Origin of the sequence: Ktedonospora formicarum (assembly GCF_016587355.1) — a bacterium.
Lineage (GTDB): Bacteria > Chloroflexota > Ktedonobacteria > Ktedonobacterales > Ktedonobacteraceae > Ktedonobacter > Ktedonobacter formicarum.
Window position 1 is genome coordinate 151,672 of sequence record NZ_BNJF01000011.1, and the last position, 20,384, is coordinate 172,055.

General features: G+C 53.3%; 22 protein-coding genes and 1 pseudogene. 21 read left to right on the top strand and 2 right to left on the bottom strand.

Features of this window, described 5'->3' with window-relative positions; translation table 11 throughout:
* Nucleotides 1-437: 437 nt before the first annotated feature.
* The 11 genes and pseudogenes from K3T82_RS46305 (at nt 438) to K3T82_RS46355 (ending at nt 10,274) form a co-directional block, all read left to right on the top strand.
* Nucleotides 438-1,397, top strand: a complete 960-nt coding sequence (locus K3T82_RS46305; RefSeq protein ID WP_220200221.1) for an NADP-dependent oxidoreductase — start codon at nt 438-440, stop codon at nt 1,395-1,397.
* A 186-nt stretch (nt 1,398-1,583) separates the two neighbouring features.
* Nucleotides 1,584-1,733 (top strand): hypothetical protein, encoded by a 150-nt coding sequence (locus K3T82_RS46310; protein ID WP_220200222.1) that lies wholly within the window; start codon nt 1,584-1,586, stop codon nt 1,731-1,733.
* Between the two features lie 302 nt (nt 1,734-2,035).
* On the top strand, nt 2,036-4,309 hold the full coding sequence (locus K3T82_RS46315) for a PAS domain S-box protein (RefSeq protein ID WP_236031959.1): 2,274 nt from the start codon (nt 2,036-2,038) through the stop codon (nt 4,307-4,309).
* Nucleotides 4,310-4,318: 9 nt separating this feature from the next.
* Nucleotides 4,319-4,714, top strand: a complete 396-nt coding sequence (locus tag K3T82_RS46320) for a response regulator (RefSeq protein WP_220200224.1) — start codon at nt 4,319-4,321, stop codon at nt 4,712-4,714.
* 62 nt (nt 4,715-4,776) lie between these two features.
* On the top strand, nt 4,777-5,019 hold the full coding sequence (locus K3T82_RS46325) for a DUF417 family protein (protein ID WP_220200225.1): 243 nt from the start codon (nt 4,777-4,779) through the stop codon (nt 5,017-5,019).
* 200 nt (nt 5,020-5,219) lie between these two features.
* Nucleotides 5,220-6,198 (top strand): annotated as a pseudogene (locus K3T82_RS46330) (histidine kinase dimerization/phospho-acceptor domain-containing protein); the annotation flags it as partial.
* A 350-nt stretch (nt 6,199-6,548) separates the two neighbouring features.
* A complete protein-coding gene (locus K3T82_RS46335; protein ID WP_220200226.1) occupies nt 6,549-7,469 on the top strand; it encodes an SDR family oxidoreductase in 921 nt (306 codons plus the stop codon).
* A gap of 478 nt (nt 7,470-7,947) precedes the next feature.
* Nucleotides 7,948-8,346, top strand: coding sequence for a RidA family protein (locus K3T82_RS46340; RefSeq protein WP_220200227.1), 399 nt, complete (start codon nt 7,948-7,950; stop codon nt 8,344-8,346).
* A gap of 409 nt (nt 8,347-8,755) precedes the next feature.
* Nucleotides 8,756-9,304 carry a helix-turn-helix domain-containing protein gene (locus K3T82_RS46345; RefSeq protein ID WP_220200228.1) on the top strand — a complete coding sequence of 183 codons (549 nt, stop codon included), beginning with the start codon at nt 8,756-8,758 and terminating at the stop codon, nt 9,302-9,304.
* Entirely contained in the window at nt 9,301-9,888 is a 588-nt protein-coding gene (locus K3T82_RS46350; protein ID WP_220198502.1) for a transposase, read from the top strand. Before K3T82_RS46345 ends, K3T82_RS46350 begins: the two co-directional genes overlap by 4 nt.
* A 59-nt stretch (nt 9,889-9,947) precedes the next feature.
* A complete protein-coding gene (locus tag K3T82_RS46355; RefSeq protein ID WP_220200229.1) occupies nt 9,948-10,274 on the top strand; it encodes a rhodanese-like domain-containing protein in 327 nt (108 codons plus the stop codon).
* Nucleotides 10,275-10,448: 174 nt separating this feature from the next.
* On the opposite strand, the gene K3T82_RS46360 is transcribed toward K3T82_RS46355, so the two are convergent.
* Both K3T82_RS46360 and K3T82_RS46365 read right to left on the bottom strand, forming a co-directional pair.
* A complete protein-coding gene (locus K3T82_RS46360) occupies nt 10,449-11,285 on the bottom strand; it encodes a cold shock domain-containing protein (RefSeq protein ID WP_220200230.1) in 837 nt (278 codons plus the stop codon).
* Between the two features lie 1,786 nt (nt 11,286-13,071).
* The gene (locus K3T82_RS46365; protein ID WP_220200231.1) at nt 13,072-13,260 is read right to left on the bottom strand and encodes a hypothetical protein; all 189 of its coding nucleotides are present in this window, start codon (nt 13,258-13,260) and stop codon (nt 13,072-13,074) included.
* Between the two features lie 18 nt (nt 13,261-13,278).
* Here K3T82_RS46365 and K3T82_RS46370 point away from each other — a divergent pair, with 18 nt between their 5' ends.
* The 10 genes from K3T82_RS46370 to K3T82_RS46415 all read left to right on the top strand — a co-directional run bounded on the left by K3T82_RS46370 (nt 13,279) and on the right by K3T82_RS46415 (nt 20,327).
* Nucleotides 13,279-13,461 carry a hypothetical protein gene (locus K3T82_RS46370; RefSeq protein WP_220200232.1) on the top strand — a complete coding sequence of 61 codons (183 nt, stop codon included), beginning with the start codon at nt 13,279-13,281 and terminating at the stop codon, nt 13,459-13,461.
* Between the two features lie 145 nt (nt 13,462-13,606).
* Nucleotides 13,607-14,191 carry a TetR/AcrR family transcriptional regulator gene (locus K3T82_RS46375; protein ID WP_220200233.1) on the top strand — a complete coding sequence of 195 codons (585 nt, stop codon included), beginning with the start codon at nt 13,607-13,609 and terminating at the stop codon, nt 14,189-14,191.
* A 93-nt stretch (nt 14,192-14,284) separates the two neighbouring features.
* A complete protein-coding gene (locus K3T82_RS46380) occupies nt 14,285-15,031 on the top strand; it encodes a peroxiredoxin-like family protein (protein ID WP_236031951.1) in 747 nt (248 codons plus the stop codon).
* 165 nt (nt 15,032-15,196) lie between these two features.
* A complete protein-coding gene (locus tag K3T82_RS46385) occupies nt 15,197-15,613 on the top strand; it encodes a hypothetical protein (protein ID WP_220200234.1) in 417 nt (138 codons plus the stop codon).
* Nucleotides 15,614-15,911: 298 nt separating this feature from the next.
* Complete coding sequence (locus K3T82_RS46390) at nt 15,912-16,202, top strand: hypothetical protein (protein WP_220200235.1); 291 nt, start codon at nt 15,912-15,914, stop codon at nt 16,200-16,202.
* Nucleotides 16,156-16,575, top strand: coding sequence for an MDR/zinc-dependent alcohol dehydrogenase-like family protein (locus tag K3T82_RS48825; RefSeq protein WP_236031952.1), 420 nt, complete (start codon nt 16,156-16,158; stop codon nt 16,573-16,575). The genes K3T82_RS46390 and K3T82_RS48825 overlap by 47 nt, the downstream gene beginning before the upstream one ends.
* A complete protein-coding gene (locus K3T82_RS50950; protein WP_236031953.1) occupies nt 16,572-17,462 on the top strand; it encodes a hypothetical protein in 891 nt (296 codons plus the stop codon). Before K3T82_RS48825 ends, K3T82_RS50950 begins: the two co-directional genes overlap by 4 nt.
* 136 nt (nt 17,463-17,598) lie before the next feature.
* Nucleotides 17,599-18,189, top strand: a complete 591-nt coding sequence (locus tag K3T82_RS46405; protein ID WP_220200238.1) for a TetR/AcrR family transcriptional regulator — start codon at nt 17,599-17,601, stop codon at nt 18,187-18,189.
* Between the two features lie 39 nt (nt 18,190-18,228).
* Complete coding sequence (locus tag K3T82_RS46410) at nt 18,229-19,119, top strand: R2-like ligand-binding oxidase (RefSeq protein ID WP_220200239.1); 891 nt, start codon at nt 18,229-18,231, stop codon at nt 19,117-19,119.
* Nucleotides 19,120-19,190: 71 nt separating this feature from the next.
* A complete protein-coding gene (locus tag K3T82_RS46415) occupies nt 19,191-20,327 on the top strand; it encodes a zinc-binding dehydrogenase (protein ID WP_220200240.1) in 1,137 nt (378 codons plus the stop codon).
* Nucleotides 20,328-20,384 lie beyond the last annotated feature (57 nt).

Sequence of the window (20,384 nt, forward strand, 5' to 3'; positions counted from 1 at the left end):
TTGTGTGGTTTCGGCAACTTGACAATACCTTGCTGGCATCGATAGGTTCGATAGCCAAGGGCGGTTTTCTTGTTGCATTGCTTGGTTTCAATGAGAGACAGTATGGACAGCTCATGGTCGCTCCTCTGAGGTATTCTTAACAGCTGCCAATGTACCACAAGAAGTGCTCTCAAACCAGACGGTGCTCTCAGTTCTGACGCTTCCCCTTAGCGACACACTGGTCAAGAGCAATTCCTGGCAAAAGGCCAGGAATTGCTCTTTTAGGCATACTGTATCTGATCTTCTGAGAGCCTCTGTATGAATCAAAATCTTTCTTAAATGGCCCCTTTCATATACCTAAAAATGGCCCTTTTAACAGGTCCTTTATCTGAGTATACTTCTTGGTGTCAGTAAAAGACAAGAGCACGAACGCTGCATTGCAGCAAGGAGAGAAAACAGTGATAGACAAAGGACACCGCATACAAGCGATCGCCATTACCGCCTTTGGCGACCCTGATCAACTCAAGCTTGTGGATCTGCCTGTGCCACCCTGTGGCCCAGAGCAGGTCCTCATCAACGTCCAGGCAGCCGGCGTCGGGATGTGGGATGTGAAAGTGCGGCAAGGAAGCGTCGTATTAGATGGGCAACAGTTTCCACTCGTGCTTGGTTGGGAATCAGCAGGAATCATTGCAAAGGTGGGAGAGGCAGTCACGGGATGGGATGTGGGAACCCGCGTGATCTGCGCGACATATCAGGTTGGCATTGGTCATTATGCTTCTGCCGTGGCTGTCCCTGCGAATCTCGTCGCTCCAATGCCCTCCTCGCTCGATGCCCTACACGCATCAGCCCTTCCCGTCAACGGGCTGACCGCTTACCAGGCGATTTTCGAACAGCTGAAGATCCAATCGGGAGAAACGCTCTTGATTACAGGTGCGGCGGGAGGAACCGGCACACTTGCTGTCCAACTGGCGGCGCGCGTTGGAGCACACGTCATGGTCACTGCAAGGAGCGAGCACCACCCATACCTTCAGCAACTGGGAGCAAGCGAACTCATTGATTATACGCAAACGGACTTCGCGGAGGCTGTTCACGCGTCTCATCCTGAGGGCATCGATGCGGTCCTGGACTGCGTTGGGGGAGAGACAGCGGCAAGAAGTATGCAGGTGGTACGCGAAAGGGGGCGGCTCGTCACCATTGTCGACCTTGAGCGGGTGACACCCACACGTCATATTGACACGCACGTACTCTACATCCGCCCTGATGGGCGACAATTGGCCGAACTGACGAAGCTGGTGGACCATGGTCAGTTGACGGTTCACCTTGATCAGGTGTTTCCCCTCGCCATGGCCAGGCAGGCTCATGAGCGACTGGAGACGCGGCACCATCAAGGAAAAATCGTGCTCAATGTATCAGGATGAAGACCCTCTATGGTCAAGTCCTAAAAACCATGAGGAGATATTGTCAACTCAAGGCAATTGTTGAGTTTATCACCAGAAATTCAGGAGAGAAGTGGGCGCCGGCCCAAAATCTTCTCGGAAGAAAGCCCTCTGAAAGACCTCAAATGAAAGTTCAGTGGTGAAAGCTCATCAAGAGAAAAATGGAAGTTGACAATACCCACGACCGATATGGCAACAACGCTCGTCGCCATCGTGCAAGGAGGATATGTCTTGGCACGAGCGTTACAAGATCCGCAGCAGATGGGCAAGGCTCTACGCGGTGCCCTGGCTCTGCTCGAGAGCATCGAAGAGAGATAACATCATGCCGACAGAACCATCTTCATCATTTGTTTTTTGGAGAAACGGTTTTCCGTTGTAAATAAGCGCTGCAACGGATAGCCATAAAAGCCGCCTCTGAAAGGGCTCGGGGCAGATGCTCATTGCTCCTGGCCTCTCCGCGAAAAGCACGTATTGCATACACACACTTTTTCATAGCTTGTTACAACCGATGTGGCGGAAGAGGGATCATCTCCATTGCATAATATTTCTTGAGGTTCAAAGCGGGAAAACCTCTTTGCCACCAGGGATGGGGATACTGTGAAAGGGAGAGAGACAGTATGATGTTCAATCCACAAAGCAGCGAGTCAAGCATGCTCACATCGCGTGAAACACTCCTCAGCACGCTTGAGACGCTTCCCGATGCGTTGTTTGTCGTCGATGACGCCACAACGATTGTGTATGCCAATGCGAGAGCGCAGACCATGCTCGGCACCACACAAGAGGCGCTTGTTGGAAACAGCTTCTGGTGCCTCGCTCCTCACCTGGTGAGCACAACGCTCTACCAGGCGGTGCTCAAGGCCAGACAGACGCGGAAACTGACCGACGTGGAATATCGTTCCCCGGTGACCCAGACCTGGTTCCATGCACAGATCTCGCCCACCGGAGTGGGCCTCGCGGTCGTGTTCCAGGAAAACACGGAACCAACGCAATGCCAGGACGCCCTTCGTCATAGTGAACAGCGGTATCTGGGTCTCCTGGAGCACAGTGCTGAGCGGGTCGCGATGTTGACACCGGAGGGGCTGATCCTGGAGATCAGTCAGCGTCCCTTGACGGACGCGCAGGTCCAGCTCGAGGAGGTGATTGGCAAACCGCTCACCGCTGTTTCCTGGTGGTCGTCTGTCCCGCATGCCCAAAGGCAATTATGTGCGGCGATCGAACAGGCCAGACAGGGAGTGACGGTACACTTTGAAGCCCGCATATATCCACACCCAGGAAGGTATCTCGACCTTGCCGTGACGCTGACGCCCCAATGTGCGGCAAATCAGCAGGTCGAGTATCTGATCTGTACGGGATTCGATATTACCCAGTACAAGCGCGTGGAAGAGGAACTTCGTACTGTGCTCGATACCGTGCCCCAATTTGTCTGGATCAGGCGGCCTGATGGTTCCGTCGCCTACTGTAATCAACGCTCGCACGACTATGCTCATATGATGTCCGAGCAATGCACAGAGGATGAATTACTCCAGCAACTGCCTCCCGCTGGCCGGCAGTGCATCCAGGGTATGTGGCACACAGCCCCCCGAACGGATATCACGCATGATGAAGCGGTCTCACTTCAGTTTGTACATCCTGAGGACCGAGAGCGGATCTTGGCTCTTCAGCGCCAGGCATTAGAGACAGGGAAACCCTATGAGTTTGAATATCGTCTCAGGGAGAGACAGCCGGACACCTATCGCTGGTATTTAGCACGGGGTGTGCCTCTGCGGAACGAGGAGAGGCAGATCGTCCAATGGTTTGGTACCTGCACCGATATCCATAGGCAGAAACAAACCGAGAACGCCTTGCGCCAGAGCCAGGAACGAGTGAACCATCTCATGAGTTCCAGCGTGATCGGGATCTTTTTCGCCGAAGGAGATGTGGTGGTGGAAGGGAACAACACCTTCCTGAGGATGACGGGCTATAACCGAGACGAGCTGTGCCGGCGGTGCATCAACTGGGGCAATTTCACCCTGCCAACCTCGAAGCCCTCGCTGTTCCAGCAAGTGCACCAGGAACTGGTCGTGCAGCAAGATACCACGCCCTTTGAAGCCGAACTCGTGTGTAAGGATGGTAGCCGCCTGGACGTGCTAATGGGAGGAGTGGCCTTTCATGGCGAGGTGCTCCAGGGCATCGGCTTTGTGCTGGACAACTCAGCCCGCAAGGAGCTGGAGCAGCGCAAAGATCACTTTCTAGGGATGGTCAGCCATGAACTCAAGACACCGCTCACGTCCTTGAAACTGCAAACGCAACTATTACGAAAGCAACTGGGAAAGCAAGGCATCTACAACGCGGATACCGTTCTTTCTCGGATGGAGGCACAACTCAACATGGTTACCCGGTTGGTCGGAGAGTTGCTCGACCTCTCCAAAATTCAGGCTGGCACCCTGGAGTATGCCCAAGAAACGGTGAATCTGGACGACGTGCTCCAGGAGGTCGTTGATATCGTGCAACAGATGCAGACGACCCATACCATCGTCGTGCATCGTGCCGCGTGCCCCCCTCTTCTGGTCGGGGATAAGGACCGGCTCGAGCAAATGTTGCTGAACCTGATCAGCAACGCGATCAAATATTCCCCGGGAGCCAACATGATAGAGGTGGATATCAAGGCATCCGAAGAGGCCGTGACACTCAGCGTGCATGATCAGGGTATCGGCATTCCACAAGAGCAACGCGAGAAAATCTTTGAGCGCTTCTATCGGGCGGTTGCTCCACATCAGCGCGCCTTTCCAGGCCTCGGAATGGGCTTGTATATTGTCGCGGAGATTGTGAAATACCATGGAGGATCCATCACGATGGAGAGCGAAATGGGAAAAGGATCGACTTTTCAGGTGACGCTTCCCCTGAAAAGAACATGAGGAGCGCATATGCATACGTTCCAACAAAATACATGGAATAATGTCCTTGCTGTCAAGAGTATTCTCATTGTCGAAGATGATCCCATCCTTGGCAATCTCCTGCTGGAAGTGCTCCAGGAGGAGGCAATCTATCAAGGACATCTTGCCCCGAGCGGCGAGATGGCGCTGAATATGCTGCAAACGATCACGCCTGATTTGTTTCTACTAGATTATCATCTCCCTGGGATGAATGGGCTTGAACTCGCCGATCAGTTGCAGCTTAGAGAAGGAGGTGAGCAAACACCCATCCTCCTGATGAGTGCCGATTTGCCACAAGAAAGCGGCGCCTTGGATCATCTCAGAACGCTCCAGAAACCCTTTGATCTGGAGACGCTGCTGCAATTGATCGCAAATCTTCTTGCATGAGAAGGACAATAGTTTTTTACCAGAAAGAGATGGTAATCGTATTCAACCCTTTCTGGTAAGTGATGGTGATCGTTGCTACCATTCCCCTCATTGCAGGTGCATGGCTGCGTTACGTCGGCCTGCTTTGCCTGGTCTTGTTTACTGGAGCACTGACCATTTTTGTGATTGCGCCATCAGCGACCGGATTTCCCGCGCTCACCCTGTATGGTGAGTTTCTATTAAAGGATGTCGTGCTGGCTGCTGCCACCGTGAGCATCATAGCGATGGATGCAGCCAAACAAGCATACAGTAATAAGCGCAGTTGACTACCTAACGCTTCATAGATGAGGGTGTACACTTGGTGCACTCTACCTGAAACTCACTGCTCTGCTGCATACACCTCCTGATGTGCCGATCTTTCTAGATCAGAGAGACGTGATCCAGTATGTTAATACAAGAACCGCCGCCAGATTGGGACAAGCAAACACGAACTGCCGGCAAGCTATTTGGCAGTGTGCGCCACGCTCGAAGGATTCCCTACAAAGATGCGCAGGGGGCGATTCTGCACTGGATTTCACATGCAAAGACATCGATGTTTAAAGCAGGCCGAACAGACTGAAGAGGCCCTGTGCCAGAGCCAGGAACGGGTGCGCACACTGATAAACTCAACGAATATCGGGATCTTTGTCGGTGAAAAGGAGCAGATTGTGGACGCCAATGACACCTTTCTACGCATAATCGGCTATACACGAGAAGACCTGCGCGCAGGGCGTATGAACTGGATGCAGATGACCCTCCAGAGTATCTAGCTCGTACTCAGCAGGCCCAGCAGGAACTTGATGCCCAGCAGTCGCTGACGCCCTATGAGAAAGAATACGTGTGCAAAGACGGCAGTCGCCTTCCCGTGCTCGTGGGCGAGGTCCTCTTACAGCATCACTCATTCCAGGTGATTACCTTTGTGCTGGATAACTTAGCGCGCAAGGAACTGGAACAACGCAAGGATGCCTTTATCAGCATGGTCAGCCATGAACTGAGAAATCCCCTCGCCGCCTTGAAACTGCAGACCTCCTTACTGCATCGGTAACTGGCCAGGCAGGGCCTCCAGGATCCGGCACTTTCCAGCATGGAAACACAGATCGACAAACTTATCCGGCTGGTGGAAGACTTGCTCGACGTCTCCAAAATCCAGGCTGGCAAACTGGGGTATCGGCAGGAAAGAGTCGATCTCGACGCCTTGCTCCATGAGGTGGCCGACACGATGCAACAGATCGAGGCGACGCATACCATTGTGGTACGTGGCGCAACTTCCTGCTCGCTGGTGGGAGATAAAGACCGGCTGGGACAGGTCTTTACCAACCTGCTCAGTAATGCGATCCCCGGCCTGGGGCATGGGCTTGTATATTGTCGCGGAAATCGTCAAACACCATAGGGGAACCATCACGGTGGAGTGCGAACAAGGAAAAGGATCAACCTTTCAGGTGACGCTTCCCCGGAAAAGAACATGAGGAACGCGTATGTACATTTCCCAACAACGAGCAGGTAGTGATTTTCCTATCGTCAAGAGCAAGTTGACAATACCGCTTTCCCTCAAGCCTCTGTATAGATCGAAATCTTTCTTCAATGGCTCCTTTCGTCTATCTAAAAATGGACCTTTTGACAAGTCCTTTATCAATATATACTTCTGATGTCAGTCAAGGAACGCTTGTCGTCGGGAGAGATGCTGGCTGCATTGCTTGCCGAACCGGCACACGCATGTGTGACGACACATTCAATCATACTGTATTGCCTGACTTAATGTGTGTGTGGCCGCACGACCGAAACCCTAACCTTACGTTTATTAATGGAGGTTTTTCCTATGAGAGTTTTTGTTACCGGCGCGACAGGTGTTATCGGCTCCGCCGTCGTCCGCGAACTGATCGAGGCGGGCCATCAGGTCCTTGGCCTGGCGCGCTCAGATGCAGCCGCTGCCTCGCTTGCTGCCGCCGGCGCACAGGTGCATCGTGGTTCCCTCGGTGATCTTGACAGCTTGCGCAGCGCAACGGCTGCATCTGACGGCGTCATCCACCTCGCGTTTATCCACGACTTCTTCGCGGACTACGAGGCCGCTGCGCGCACGGATCTGCACGCCGTCCAGACAATCGGAGCAGCGCTCGAAGGCTCCGGCAAGCCGTTCGTGATCACCTCAGGAACATTGATGCTCACATTCTTTCTCCCGCAGGGGCGTCTCGGGACGGAAAAGGACGTGGCAGACGCCGGGTCGGTCGCACCCCGGGTCGTATCGGAGAATGTGGCGCTCGCTCTTTCCCGGCGCAGCGTGCGCTCATCGATCGTGCGACTGTCTCCCTCGGTTCACGACAAAAGAAGAGGCGGCTTCACGGAGGCCCTAATCGCTATCGCCCGTGAGAAGGGCGTCTCTGGCTACGTCGGCGATGGTTTTAACCGCTGGCCCGCTGTGCACCGGCTCGATGCCGCTCGCCTGTTCCGTCTGGCGCTGGAGAAGGCCCCAGCGGGGTCGGTGCTGCACGGAGTCGCGGAAGAGGGTGTGCCGACCCGCACCATCGCCGAGGTGATCGGTCGACATCTCGATCTTCCAGTGGTCTCCATCTCTCCAGAGGACGCAGGCAATCACTTTAGCTGGCTTGGACCCTTCTCCTCGAAGGACAACCCGACGTCGAGCGCGCTAACACGCGAACTGCTGGGGTGGCAGCCAGTACACCCCACGCTGATCCAGGATCTCGAAGATGGGCACTTCTTCGAGAACAGGATGATTTCATGACTGAGATCCATGACTTGAACGACAGGGATCGTCAGATCATCGAAGAGTTCCGTGCCAACGGGGCAAAAAGTGGCGAACCTCACACCCGCCCGACTTCCATACCTGTCGAGGGAGGTCGCATCTACGTTTTCGCTGGCAATAGGGGCGCGCTAACCAATCCGGTAGTGTTGCAAAAAAAATTAAGCTCACCAAAATAAGAGTGAGATTTGTGGTAGAAGAAGCCTTTCTTGATAAAGATGCGTACCTTTTGTATTTTTTACATCGATACGATTTTCGGGTATGCATCATTTTGATGAGCTTAATTTTTTTTGCAACACCACCATCTGAGCTACTGGAAAGGAGGAATAGGATCTATTGAGCTGATAAGAAGATGACTCGTATACCGATGTTGTTTGAGAGAAGATGCCCTTTGAAAGAAACGTTGAGCTTTCTCGCATGTGCTCTCAAATCGAGATAGAGATAACCAAGGAGACGAAGAATGAACACAATCCACAATATAGGGGTGGCAGCACAGATTGGTCGCTACAGTGATGGGGTGGAGGTCTCAGGCAATGCTCGCTGGTTGTATGCGTCTGGAACGCCCGGTATCAAGCCTGATGGGACCGTGCCAGAGACCATTGAGGAGCAGGCCGACCAGGCCTGGAAGAATATTCTGGCCATCCTAGAATCTGCTGGCATGGGGGTAGCTGATATCGTGAAGGTCAACCAGTATCTGATTCACGCAGAGGATAAATCGGCCTATATTCAAGTTCGGGGCCGTTACCTGGGTGAGGTTTGTCCAGCAGGCATGTTTTCTGTGGTTACCGAATTGATTTACCCGGAAATTCTCGTTGAACTCGAGGTCATTGCAGCAAAAGCTGAAGAAGATTCATTATGAATAAAATGCATAGAGTAGCAACAAAGGTTGCTCAGGCCAGTGATGGCATTGAGGTTCCAACGAATGCTTGCTGGCTGTCTACGTCCGGAACATCTAATATCAGGCCTGATAGAACCCTGCCAGAGACCATTGAGGAACAAGTCGAGCAAGTTTGGAGAAACCATTCAGGCAATTTTAGCAACTGCTGATATGGAGGTCACAGATATCGTTAAGATTACCTTATATCTGACTCGTCGAGAGGATTATCCGGTCTGTCTTGCATCCCAGGACCGTTTCTTAGGCGATGCTCGCCCAGCGGCCATGTCATCGATTGTGTCAGGATTTATTCGTCAAGACTTTCTCGTCGAGGCTAAGTGGTGCATCCACCAAGTAATGGTAAAATAGGAACATCTCAAAAGTGAGGTGTTCCATGCCAAAGATTTTACAAGTACGAGCGATGACTGACGAAGAAAGCAAGATGATAGAGCATTTGAGCCGTTCTAGAACAGCGCCAGCAAGGCAGGTAGAAAGAGCCAAGATAGTGCAATGGGCGAGCGAACAACAGCGTGTTCCCCAGATCGCGACCCGGTTAGGAGTCGCGGAGAATACCGTGCGCAACTGGCTCCATCGCTTTAACGAGGCAGGATTACCTGGACTCTTTGATGAGGACCGAACCGGGCGACCGCCAACATATAGTCCCCAGGAGGTCTCAGTCGTGGTGGCGACCGCTCTTACCAAGCCCGATGACCTCGGTTTGCCCTTTGGGCACTGGACCCTAGATCGGCTTGAGGTGTACCTCAATGAGGAAAAAGGGATCGCCATCAAGCGCAGCCGGATCAACGAAATCTTGCAGGCGGAAGGGCTGCGATGGCGCAAAGATGAGCATTGGTTTGGCGAACGGGTTGATCCCGACTTCGCCAAAAAAAGGGGGTCATCACTACCCTCTACACGGTTCCACCAAAGAGGAGCACCGTCGTGAATCTCGATGAAATGGGCCCTGAGTCGGCGAAAAGTTTTCTGGGGAAGAAACTGGTTCATGCTCAGCCCGCTCCAGAGAAGGGCAAGCCCGCCGAGCGGGCCAGCCAGGAGATCGACTATGGACGCCGGGCCAAGGGGTATATCTTTGGTGCCTTTCAACCTGCCACTGGCGAGGCGTTGACGAGGCCCTACGACCGGCGAACGACGGAAAACTGGATCGATTTTCTCAACCAGGTTGAGCAGTGGGTTCCCCAAAGCATCGAACGCATCTACGCGATCTTGGATAATCTGGCAATGCATCGGGCAACCGATGTCCTGCTGTTTGCTTTGCAGTATCCGCGTTGGGAATTCGTCTTCCAGCCGACCTATGCAGCTTACTTGAACCTGATTGAGCCCTGGTGGAAAACGCTGCGTTCCCTGGCGCTCAAAGGGCGGCGCTTCGAGACCTGGGAACAGGTCTGTGATGCTATTGATCGAGCGACAGTTTACTGGAACGCTCATCGTCATCCTTTCGTTTGGGGGCGAAAGCGGCGTCATCGCCCTCGTCGTTCATCTGGGATTGCCATCCCGGCCAATGTCCGTTAATTTGGTGGATGCACCACTAAGGTACAAGCAGCGAAGTAAACGGAATGGAGGAAAAATCATTGAGAACCATTGACCATCAAGAGTTGAAACAGAAAATGGACCATCAGATATCCTTTCGTCTGGTGATGGCTCTGAGTGAGTGGCAGTACCAGACGAAACACATTCCTGGTTCCCTGTACTTCGCCACCATCCAGGATGCGCTGACCGAGCTTCACAAAGAAGACGAGATTATTGTCTACTGTTCCGACCGAACCTGCGTTGCCAGCGCAGCCCTCGGCAAGTTGCTTGAATATCAGGGCTATGCTCACGTGTTGCATTTTGCAGGTGGGCTGGCCGAGTGGGAACAGGCAGGCTATCCATTAGAAGGCCGGGATGTCCCGGTCTGATCGTGTGGCCAGCAGCAACCTATAAATTCGTGCCGGGAAGCTTTCAGTCACATCGGCCTCGTGAATGCAGCCTGGGCTATCTCACAAGCGGAGAAAGAACCGCGAGAGAGGGGAATGTGAAATCGAATGGGCGTGAAAAAAGGAACGAGTGCGCTAGATGAAAGAGGCACCTCCTCATAAATTGATTTGCTGAATATTCCGTGCGGTCAGGCCGGCCCTCCCCTCGACAATTTCGAATTGTACTGGAACGCCGGCTCTGATCGTGCGGTAGCCCTGTCCAGGAAGCGCCGTGAAGTGGAAGAAGATCTCCTCGCCTGCTTCTTCTCTCACGATGATACCGATCCCCGCGTTGGGGTCAAACCAGCGGACGACTCCTTGGGCTATCGGCAAGCCGTTCTCCCCCAATGCAGGACTTCCCTTGAGCCACTCCTGCTGGGGAATACGAATCCGCCGCACCTCTGGCGTATTATACGCCTCGTAGCGATAATCGGAACGGGTTTCCATGATCGCGCGCAGATCCCGTCGCAGCTCTTCAGTCGTGGGGCGACCCACGAAGTACCAGCCATTATAGATCGTGTGGATGCGCAAGTCTGGCCGCAGCACAAACGTGTACGGCTGCGCACGATAGGCATACTCGCCTTCCGTCTCGTCGAGAATGTTGATCTGTTTGATGACAACCCGCTGTTCATCCGACAAGAACGTCCGCTGCGCCCCCAGGCTCGCTCGGAACGCTGCCTGCACAAGCGGTGGATCCACGCTTACCGCCACGAGCTTGCCATAATTCACCGCCAGTTCGCGTTGGAACTCCACGAGTTGTCGCATCTGCTGCTGGTCACGCGGGCAGAAGAACCCGCGAAAGAAGACCAGGATCAACGGATACCCGTCCTGGAACCCCAGGTGGGTGTCGAGGAAGCTGGGCTTGGTGAAATGGGAGAGTCGCATGGGCCCGTTCTGGTAATTCGGCAGTTCAAAATCGGGGAACTGGTCATCGAGCCGAAGATTGGTGGTCATAATAGTCTACTCCTTTCCCCTCAATAAAGGATATGTTGATTGACAGCCATGCTTGAGAGCGAAGCGATGGCTGACAGATGCAAAGTGCCAGGTAGTTGCCCCAGAGACAGCATGCATCGTACATGAGTATGTAAAATCTACAGTTTCGATGAAGTTGACAATACCCGTCTCCACGAGTGTCTGTCGCAACAAGATCATGTGATCCTCGCATAGGATGAATACGGCCACATGTAAGGCATGAGATCTTGTGGGTGGTACACGATTGCCTCTCAGACAAGATGCGTGCGCTCAAAGCGTCACTCACGCTGACCATACACCTTCTCGGCGATCGTGAACAGTAGCCTGGTGAGCAGGCCTTTCTCGCCGCCCTGACCAACACGACAGCCCCCTACATTCCAGAACGCCTCCAGGGCCTCGACACATCCGTGACCGCGCTCCTGGGATCAACGGACGTTTCCAAGCGTGCCCTAGTCCACTTTGAGGCGCAGTTGTCTGAGCTCCATGCTCACTTGAGCAACGCCGCGGGCTGGTGTGAGGTGTTCTTTGTCCCCAAATGACGCGTCACGCCCCAACTCCATGCCTTTCTCAAAGCCCTGGCGAGCCTGCGTGAGCGGGGGCAGCCCAACCCTGAGCGCCTGGCCCAGGCTCTCCCTACCGAGGTCGTCTCCCTCCTCCTGCAGGGCGTCTCACCTACCGACCTCCCGCGCCAGTCTAGGGAAAGCCTCATAAGGCCAACTTCCCTCCCATACCCTTTGAGAAAAGATGACGCCTTCTACCCACTCGGCTGCCGCCTCCAATTGTCCCTGTGTCAGTCGGCCACACCTCCGCTTGCAGCGCCGACAGCCGATCAGGATAATCTGCAAAGGGGGGCGCGCTGCATAGAGAGAAGAGGGCCAACAGTACTGAGAACTTTCCTTATCGGCAGTATAGCTTGCCAAAAACACGCCTACAGTGCTGATAAGGCGTTATTTTTTCTCTATTTTTTGGTGTTTTAACGGTGCCGATAAGATGCACTGGCTAGAAAACGCCCCGGTAACAACCTGGCGGAGTACTAGAGGAGCAGCTTGTTCGATCCTATCCTGGAGCGCTACCTGGCATCTTTGCTCACGGCAGATAGACAAGGCTTCTGCCACCGACGCATCCCACTGTAGAAAGGTGACAGGCTCCTCTCCTGCCTCGGACAAACACATGTACCACAAGGGTTAAAACAAGTTTCTTGAAGAGTAGACAAATATCTCTTTCCATTGGCATTTGTTGCTCTTGCGTTCGTACTTCATTTCTGCTATAATTACTCCTCGTACGGTGAGTTACACCGGAATTCACGCCTGTGGAGATCCTGTAAGACCCAGTAGATCCAGGCAAGTTGTTCGTTGAAGCAGGAACCGAACGCGAAATATGGCTTGTCCCTATTTGGGTAAGTTTCGGATAACGGAAACTTTCTCCTCTCATACATTCATGTTCAGAAGGTAACCCCGAACCGTGCATCCTCTAGGACCACTCCCTAGAGGATACACCTCCTCGCCAGCAAAGCATATTGAAGAGGGGTATACTCCTTATTCAGCTTCATCATGTGTAGGTCCAGGCGCGTACATTTCCCTTGAATATGTCAGAGCAGAGCTTTGCCCAGGACGCGCCGCCGTCAGCGAGGGCGGACGCCCAGTTGCGCAATCCATCTCTGCTCACCCATTGCTTTCCCTCTCACAAGGTCTGCGACCTCTCTTCCGTCCCGGGCAACGAAGAGCAGAGTGGTATCTGAGATATGCCACTGCCGCCACGCCTCGAATATCTAAGGCACATGACCACGCTCGTCGCTCGCGCTCTCCTCATCGGCGGCATATATCTCCTGCTCGTCGTCGCCTGGAGGCAGTTCACTTATGACGATCCCCTCCTCGACGGGTGGCGCTGTTGGCGGCCCATCGAGCTCAAGCTCTAAATGGGCAATGCGATAGATCTTCTCATACCCTACGCGCTCCAACTGGCGTAGGGCACACTCATGTCAGCGCCTCCTCTTCTCCTCGTTCCTCGCCAGCTCCTTCTTGCCTTACTCGCTCACCTTCCAGGACAACAGACTCACTCCGGTGATGTCTTGCCAGAGGAGAGTCTCTTATTTACTCGCCGGGAGCGATGCCTGCTCATAGGCGCACTCCAACGTCGTGCGCATCCGACGCCCAAATGAAGCGCTAAAACTCAAAAACCAAACTTAGTGCCGTTTCAAACATCATAACGAGGCAATAAGATTCATAGATAATATTAGAAAGCTTCCTTCCCAAATACAAAGAGAATAAGTTGACTTTTGGAACAAACCGGTCTATTATATCTTTATGAAAACAACTAGCGCCAGACAGCTCCTTTTGGAAGCAGGCAAACAACTGATTTGGGAAAAAGGGTATACCGCAACAGGCATACAAGATGTTTTACAAGCAGCGGGTGTTCCCAAAGGCTCCTTTTATCATTACTTCGAGAGTAAAGATGCCTTCGTTCTTGCCGTCCTCGAGAGCTACATTCAAGAATACGATACGCACGTTGGACACTATTTGGAAGATGAGAGTCTGACTCCGCTCACGCGCCTACACCAGTTCGTTGAAGCCGCTTCCCGCTGGTTTGCGTCCTTGCCTTCCTATCGTGGCTGCATTATTGGAAATCTCAGCCAAGAATTGGCCGCTTACAACGAGCGATTTCGCCTCAGACTTGCTGAGGCACTTGAACAACTACATGGTCACATTCGCCACTGTTTACAACAGGCCCAAGAAAACGATGAACTCTCCAGAGACCTTCAGGTTGATCAGGTGGCACACTTTTGTCTGAATGGTCTGCAAGGCGCACTTTTGCGGATGAAAGTGCATCAAGATCCAGCACCAATTCATGCCTTTCAGACGCTCCTATTTGAGCGTGTTCTCACCCCGTGAATCTCGTCTCTTACTCTAGGGTGGCTTCCCCAACGTGCTCATTATTTTTGCTCATACGAATAGACCGGTCTATTTTTAGAAAGAGGAATAAATATGACAGATGCAATATCAATAGAACAGCGACTACAAGCCATTATGGCTACAAATCTCCCATTGCAGCAACAGCTTGACGCTATTCTGATACAGGGGAATGAGTTACTTCCGAAAGACCTGCTCCAACACGTCTTGAGCACCATTGAACAACTTATCGTTTCCGGAGCAGCAGAACATGCCCTCAAAGAGGGAGCGCATATCCCTGATTTCACCCTCCCCGATGCACGAGGCCACGCGGTATCCCTCTCGCATCTACTACATTCAGGACCAGTCGTAATCGTCTTTTATCGCGGTGCTTGGTGTCCCTACTGCAACCTACAGTTACATGCCTATCAGCAGATACTGCCTCATATCCTGACATTAGGCGCATCCCTTGTCGCGATTTCTCCACAGATGCCAGACCAAAGTCTCACTCTCATGGAAAAACAGGCATTGACCTTTGCTGTCTTGAGTGATGTTGGCAACCAAGTGGCACGCCAGTTTGGACTCGTCTTTACTATCGATGAAGCGGTACGTACGGCTTACCAACAAATTGGTGCCAACCTACCTGCCTACAATGGCAACACATCATGGGAACTGCCAATGCCAGGAACATTTCTCGTTGATCAATCAGGAATTGTGCGTCTGGCATATGTCAATCCAGATTACACGCGCCGTCTCGACCCTTCTCTGATTCTCAAACAGCTGACAGATCTCACATGCGAAGCTCCATCTGCCCAAGAGATGACACACCTATCAGAGAAATAACCGCTTCTTCCTGACAAGAGCAGCTTCACATCTGTCGCTTCAGCCCCATACGAGAGCTTTTTTCTATCGATAAGGATCACATGATCTTCTCCGCACAGCGAGGACTGCAATTCGCGTTTATGGTTCCTCTTCAAGGAGAAGATAGACAAGGAGAGTACCTATTTTATGCATGTACGAGTTATCAGCCTGATTTTGCGCTTCTGCGCCATCCCTGCCCTCATTCTTGGCATCCTCTTTTGGATTGGATTGGTGGTCCCCACAAATGCGCTACTCAGTATCCATATGCTTCTGGGCATTCTCGTCATGCTTGGCCTCTGGATGATGAGCATTGCTCACTTCAAAAGCAAACCTGGTCTCGCCATAAGTATATTACTCCTCAGCCTGATCGCCATCATCTTTGGTATAACTCAGGAGAACTTCTTCGTTCTTGCTCCTTCATTGATCTGGCTGATCAAGCTCATCCATCTGCTCCTCGTCTTTGGCGCTCTCACCCTGTGCAATATGCTAACAAGATCACCTCACCCTACTGAGAGAAAAACAACCTTCTTGCAACAAAAGAAGATCCTTCCTCAGGATAACTGAAACCCATCAATCAATGCCCAATGCGCTCGTACACCTTCAGTGGTTGCTTCTTTCACATGGGAAAACGTATCGCAGATTACAAATGAAGAAGCAAAATGCAAGCTATTTTGCTTCTTCTGTTCACAGCCGCTTAGGCAGCGTGTGGAACGTACGATAAGTATACCTGGAAATGGTCATATTTCCGGCATATCTCAGGTATACTTGCCACAGAAAAAGAAAGAGATCCAGAAGCAACTTCAGCGCGTATCAAGGCAAAGGGAGGCCCAATCCCAAAGTGTGTATTAAAGGAAGCGAAGGTATGAGAGCAGTTGTCTACGACGGGTACGGTCCACCAGATGTGTTGCAGGTCAAAACCATCGAGCAGCCAGTCTCTAGAGAGGACGAAATACGTATCAAAATCTATGCTACAGCGGTCACCCGAGGAGACTGCGCGACACGCGAAGCCAATCAAAAGAGCAGTCTGCCCGTCAGGCTCCTCAGTCGCTCCGCCTCTGGCCTCCACAGACCCAGGCAGCCAATCCCTCGGCAGCGAGCTTGCTGGTGTGGTAGACGCCGTTGGTGCGGCAGTCAAGGAGTTTTCAGTTGGTGACCATGCCTTCGGCAATAATGGGTTTAACTTCGGGGCATACGCAGAGTTTCTCTGCATACGCGAGAGTGCTCTTATCGCGCATATGCCAACTGGCATATGCTTCGAGGAGGCCGCAGCTATCTGCGATGGGGGGCTCAATGCATTGTGGTGCCTGAGGCAGGCCAATCTCAAACCTGGGCAGAAAGTTCTCATCTACGGTGCTTCAGGAGCCATTGGCACCGCAGGAGTTCAGCTAGCCAGATCCCGTTCCCCCGCTTCAAACCAGTTCGCGGCCCTCGCTCTCTGGCATGCGCGATCCGTTACAACGTTCATACCTACTCGCTCAACTGGGACGCCCAGACGGTTCGCCTCTCGACCACTCAAGGCAGGATGAGCCTCTCCTTTCGCGTTCCTCACTTCAGCGAGCGCTATCGTGGATGTCAGGTGGCCACCGCAGACCTGGTGTACCGCAACGGATTGTGGTGGTTGCATGTGGTGGTGCATGTCCCTGAGCCCGTGGTTGAGCGCCATCCTGAGGTGATCGGGGTGGATCTGGGACTCACCCGTCCTGCGGTCACCTCCACCCGTCAGTTTCTTGGTACCCGTCACTGGAAAGAGGTTGAGCGTCGCCGGTTCCGCCTCCGTCGCAAACTGCAGTCCAAAGGAACAAAAAGCGCGAAACGACATCTCAAAAAGGTGTCTGGTTGCTCTTTGCGATTCCGCAGGGACTGCGATCATGTGCTCTCCAAACGCATCGTGCAGAGCACGCACCCAGGAGCCACGATTGTTCTTGAGAACCTGACCAACCTTCGAGAAAGGGCCCGCCATCGCAAAGGCGAAGGGCAACGCAAACTGCACTCCTGGTCCTTTGCGCAGGTGTACGGCTCATTGCCTCCAAAGCACAGGGCGTGGGATCGTGGTCGAGCGCGTCGATCCGCGTCATACCTCGCAAACCTGTTCGCGCTGCGGGCATCAAACACGAAACAATCGGCGTTCGCAAGCGGTGTTTCACTGTCGCTCCTGCGGGTATCACCTCAACGCTGCACTCAACATACGGGGCAAATTTGTCTTGCTCAGAGTGGTAGGCCTGTCCTGAGTGGGTCGTTGTCAGACGGCCTTTCGTCTCCGTCTTCGGACGAGAGACAAGCTCCCGCCCTTCAGGCGAGGGTCTCTGACAGGATAGCCTTCATGCCCTACACCACCGATGAGCGAGGCCTCGCCGAAGTCAGATTCTACCAGATTCCTCTCGTTCCTCCCCAGGATACTTCAGACACAAAATAGCAGCGCTAAGGTTATGCAGGCACTTCTAAAGAGTGTGCCTGTATATACCTCTCTATGTATTCTTGACTTTCCTCTTTCCACAAGTTATTCTGTATTTATATCAAACGTTTGATATAAATCTATCCGCGAGGAATATATGCCTAAGCTCGTCGATCATGATAGGTATCGTAAGGAACTTCTCGCGCAGTGTTTTGACCTGTTTGCGCAATCTGTGTATAGCGCGCTTACCATGCGACAGATCGCAGAGGCGCTGGATGTCTCCACTGGCACGCTCTACCACTACTTTCCAACCAAGGAAGCGTTGTTTCAGCAGCTTGTCGAGGAGGTCACGCAGCAAACGATCTTTGCGGCCAGCGCGCAGATGCGACAGCATGACACGTTCGAAGAGCGCCTTATGGCCCTGTTTCGCTTTCTAGCCGAGCATGAGGATGATCTGCGGAAACAATTGCTGGTAACCCTTAACTACTATCAACATCGTGACCTGTATGGCAAGATGGCGGGAAGAGTCCTGCAAGCCGGGGAGGATCGCTACACACAGGCGATCCAGAGCGCCATTGGCCTGGCTGATCCCCAGTTATGCTTCCTCCTTCAAAGCCAGATCCAGGGCTTCTTAATGCTGCGAATGCTTCATTGCGTCAAGGCTCCCTTTATCGAGCAGGCCCGTCCGTTCGTGCATATGTTCGCGGAATATATGCGGAACGCGACCAAAGATAATCAGACCTCTTAAGGATTGTCTAGAGAAGTAGGACAAGGAAGGAGAACTTCTATGGCAGCAGTACCCAATCGGACCTATACAACCTTGACCAGTCGTGGGCTTCGGCATGAGATGTTTCCTATGCGGCTCTACCACAAGGCAAAGAAGTTGGGTATATGGGACCCACGCGACATTGATCTGACACAGGATATACAGAACTGGCCGCGTCTTCCAGAGGAAGACAAGGAGCGTTTGCGCCCCCTTATTTTCGCCTTCCAGGCTGGTGAAGAGGCCGTAACACTCGATCTCTTACCACTCATTATGACTGTCGCCCGCGAAGGTCGTCTGGAAGAAGAGATGTTCTTGACAACCTTCCTATGGGAAGAGGCCAAGCATACCGAGTTCTTTCGCCGCTTCATCGACGAGGTCATGCACACAAGGGAAGACTTACACAGCCCCCGTTTGACGGAGGAGAGTGAACGCGACCTGTTCGGAGAAGAGCTTCCGCATGAGATGAACCGCCTGCTCACCGAGCCGTCCCCGGAGAATCAGGCACGGGCCTCAATCCTCTACAATATGATTATCGAAGGTGTACTCGCGGAAACAGGCTACTATAGCTTCTCCAAGTTGCTTGGGCAAAAGAACATGATGCCTGGGCTACTCCAGGGCATCCAGCTTATCAAGCGCGACGAGTCCCGACACATCGCCTATGGTGTCTACTTTATCTCTCGCCTCGTCGCGCAAAACAAAGACCTCTGGCCCCTGATCGAGTCGCGCATGAACGAACTATTTTCCGCCATTGAACGCAACCAGCAGAAGAACAAAACCCCCGAAGACACCCGTAACTATGCCCGGCAGCAGTTCGAGAAGCGCTTGGCGCGCATTGGACGCGCCCGCAACCAGACACTAGAGCAGGTCTATCAGTTCTCCGGCGAAGAGACAGCGGAAGCTGAAGTTGTGTAAGCACAGTGTAGAGCAGACGAAAGCGCCGGATTCACGTTGGCGTGCCCGGCGCGCTTTCAAGGAGGAAAAGCATGCGTGTTCAGGCAGCTATACTATACGAAACTTGCAAACCTACCCCATACGAAGAGTCGAAGCCCCTGGTCGTTGAAGAGGTCGAGCTAGATCCGCCCGGACCCGGTGAAGTCCTGGTAGAACTGGTCGGGGCGGGCCTCTGTCACTCGGATCTCTCGGTCATCAATGGCTCTCTATACCCCAAACTCCTCCAACCAATGATCCTAGGTCACGAAGCCAGCGGCATCGTGCGCGAAACAGGCACGGATGTGAAAGATATCAAGGTAGGTGACCACGTTGTATTCTCGTTTGTGCCAACCTGTGGTCACTGTCACTACTGCTCAAATGGTCGGCCCGCGCTCTGCACAAATGGTGGCGCGGCCAATGGGCGCGGCGCGCTCTTGAGTGGCGCGCAACGCTTCCGCAAGCTAGATGGCTCGCCCGTCGCCCACTTCCTGGGCGTCTCCGCCTTCTCGCGCTTTACCGTAGTTGCGCGGGAATCACTTATCGTCATAGAGAAGGATGTACCGCTAGAGAAGGCCGCCCTCTTTGGCTGCGCCCTCATCACCGGCGTCGGCGCGGTCATGAACACCGCCAAAGTCTCACCGGGCGAACCAGTCGTCGTCTTCGGCCTGGGCGGCGTTGGATTGAGCACGATCATGGGCGCGAAACTGGTTGGAGCCTCCCCCATCATCGCCGTTGATATGCTAACCTCCAAGTTCGACCTCGCGAAACGCCTGGGCGCAGACTTTACCGTGCCAGCGGGCGATGGGGATCCGTTAGCGGCAATTCGCGACATCACGCGGGGCGGGGCCGAATATGCCTTTGATGCGGTAGGCAATACCGATGTGCTGGCCCAGGCCTTTAAAGCCACCCGACCCGGCGGAAAAACTATCGCGATTGGCATACCACCTAGTGATCGCTTCCTCTCGCTCCACGCGGCGGCGATTGTCGTGCATGAGAAGTCGCTACTGGGGTCCTTCATGGGGTCCGCCGTACCGCGCCGCGACATCTCCCGCCTCGCGCACCTGTACCAAGCGGGCAAGCTCCCACTTGACGAGTTACTCAGCCCTTCAATTACCTTGGAAGAGATTAACATCGGCTTTGACCGCCTGGCTCAGGGGGTCGCGATCCGCCAGCTTATTCGCTTCGATTAACCTCACACGCGAAAGGTACATTTACTACGAACGTATCTTTCGCGCTCTCATCAGTCA

Excerpts from the sequence above, each read along its gene's own strand:
- K3T82_RS46315 (WP_236031959.1), top strand. The coding sequence starts at position 2,036 with ATGTTCAATCCACAAAGCAGCGAGTCAAGCATGCTCACATCGCGTGAA.
- K3T82_RS46320 (WP_220200224.1), top strand. The coding sequence starts at position 4,319 with ATGCATACGTTCCAACAAAATACATGGAATAATGTCCTTGCTGTCAAG.
- K3T82_RS46325 (WP_220200225.1), top strand. The coding sequence starts at position 4,777 with ATGGTGATCGTTGCTACCATTCCCCTCATTGCAGGTGCATGGCTGCGT.
- K3T82_RS46335 (WP_220200226.1), top strand. The coding sequence starts at position 6,549 with ATGAGAGTTTTTGTTACCGGCGCGACAGGTGTTATCGGCTCCGCCGTC.
- K3T82_RS46340 (WP_220200227.1), top strand. The coding sequence starts at position 7,948 with ATGAACACAATCCACAATATAGGGGTGGCAGCACAGATTGGTCGCTAC.
- K3T82_RS46345 (WP_220200228.1), top strand. The coding sequence starts at position 8,756 with ATGCCAAAGATTTTACAAGTACGAGCGATGACTGACGAAGAAAGCAAG.
- K3T82_RS46360 (WP_220200230.1), bottom strand. The coding sequence starts at position 11,285 with ATGACCACCAATCTTCGGCTCGATGACCAGTTCCCCGATTTTGAACTG.
- K3T82_RS46370 (WP_220200232.1), top strand. The coding sequence starts at position 13,279 with ATGTCAGCGCCTCCTCTTCTCCTCGTTCCTCGCCAGCTCCTTCTTGCC.
- K3T82_RS46375 (WP_220200233.1), top strand. The coding sequence starts at position 13,607 with ATGAAAACAACTAGCGCCAGACAGCTCCTTTTGGAAGCAGGCAAACAA.
- K3T82_RS46380 (WP_236031951.1), top strand. The coding sequence starts at position 14,285 with ATGACAGATGCAATATCAATAGAACAGCGACTACAAGCCATTATGGCT.
- K3T82_RS46385 (WP_220200234.1), top strand. The coding sequence starts at position 15,197 with ATGCATGTACGAGTTATCAGCCTGATTTTGCGCTTCTGCGCCATCCCT.
- K3T82_RS46390 (WP_220200235.1), top strand. The coding sequence starts at position 15,912 with ATGAGAGCAGTTGTCTACGACGGGTACGGTCCACCAGATGTGTTGCAG.
- K3T82_RS50950 (WP_236031953.1), top strand. The coding sequence starts at position 16,572 with ATGAGCCTCTCCTTTCGCGTTCCTCACTTCAGCGAGCGCTATCGTGGA.
- K3T82_RS46405 (WP_220200238.1), top strand. The coding sequence starts at position 17,599 with ATGCCTAAGCTCGTCGATCATGATAGGTATCGTAAGGAACTTCTCGCG.
- K3T82_RS46410 (WP_220200239.1), top strand. The coding sequence starts at position 18,229 with ATGGCAGCAGTACCCAATCGGACCTATACAACCTTGACCAGTCGTGGG.
- K3T82_RS46415 (WP_220200240.1), top strand. The coding sequence starts at position 19,191 with ATGCGTGTTCAGGCAGCTATACTATACGAAACTTGCAAACCTACCCCA.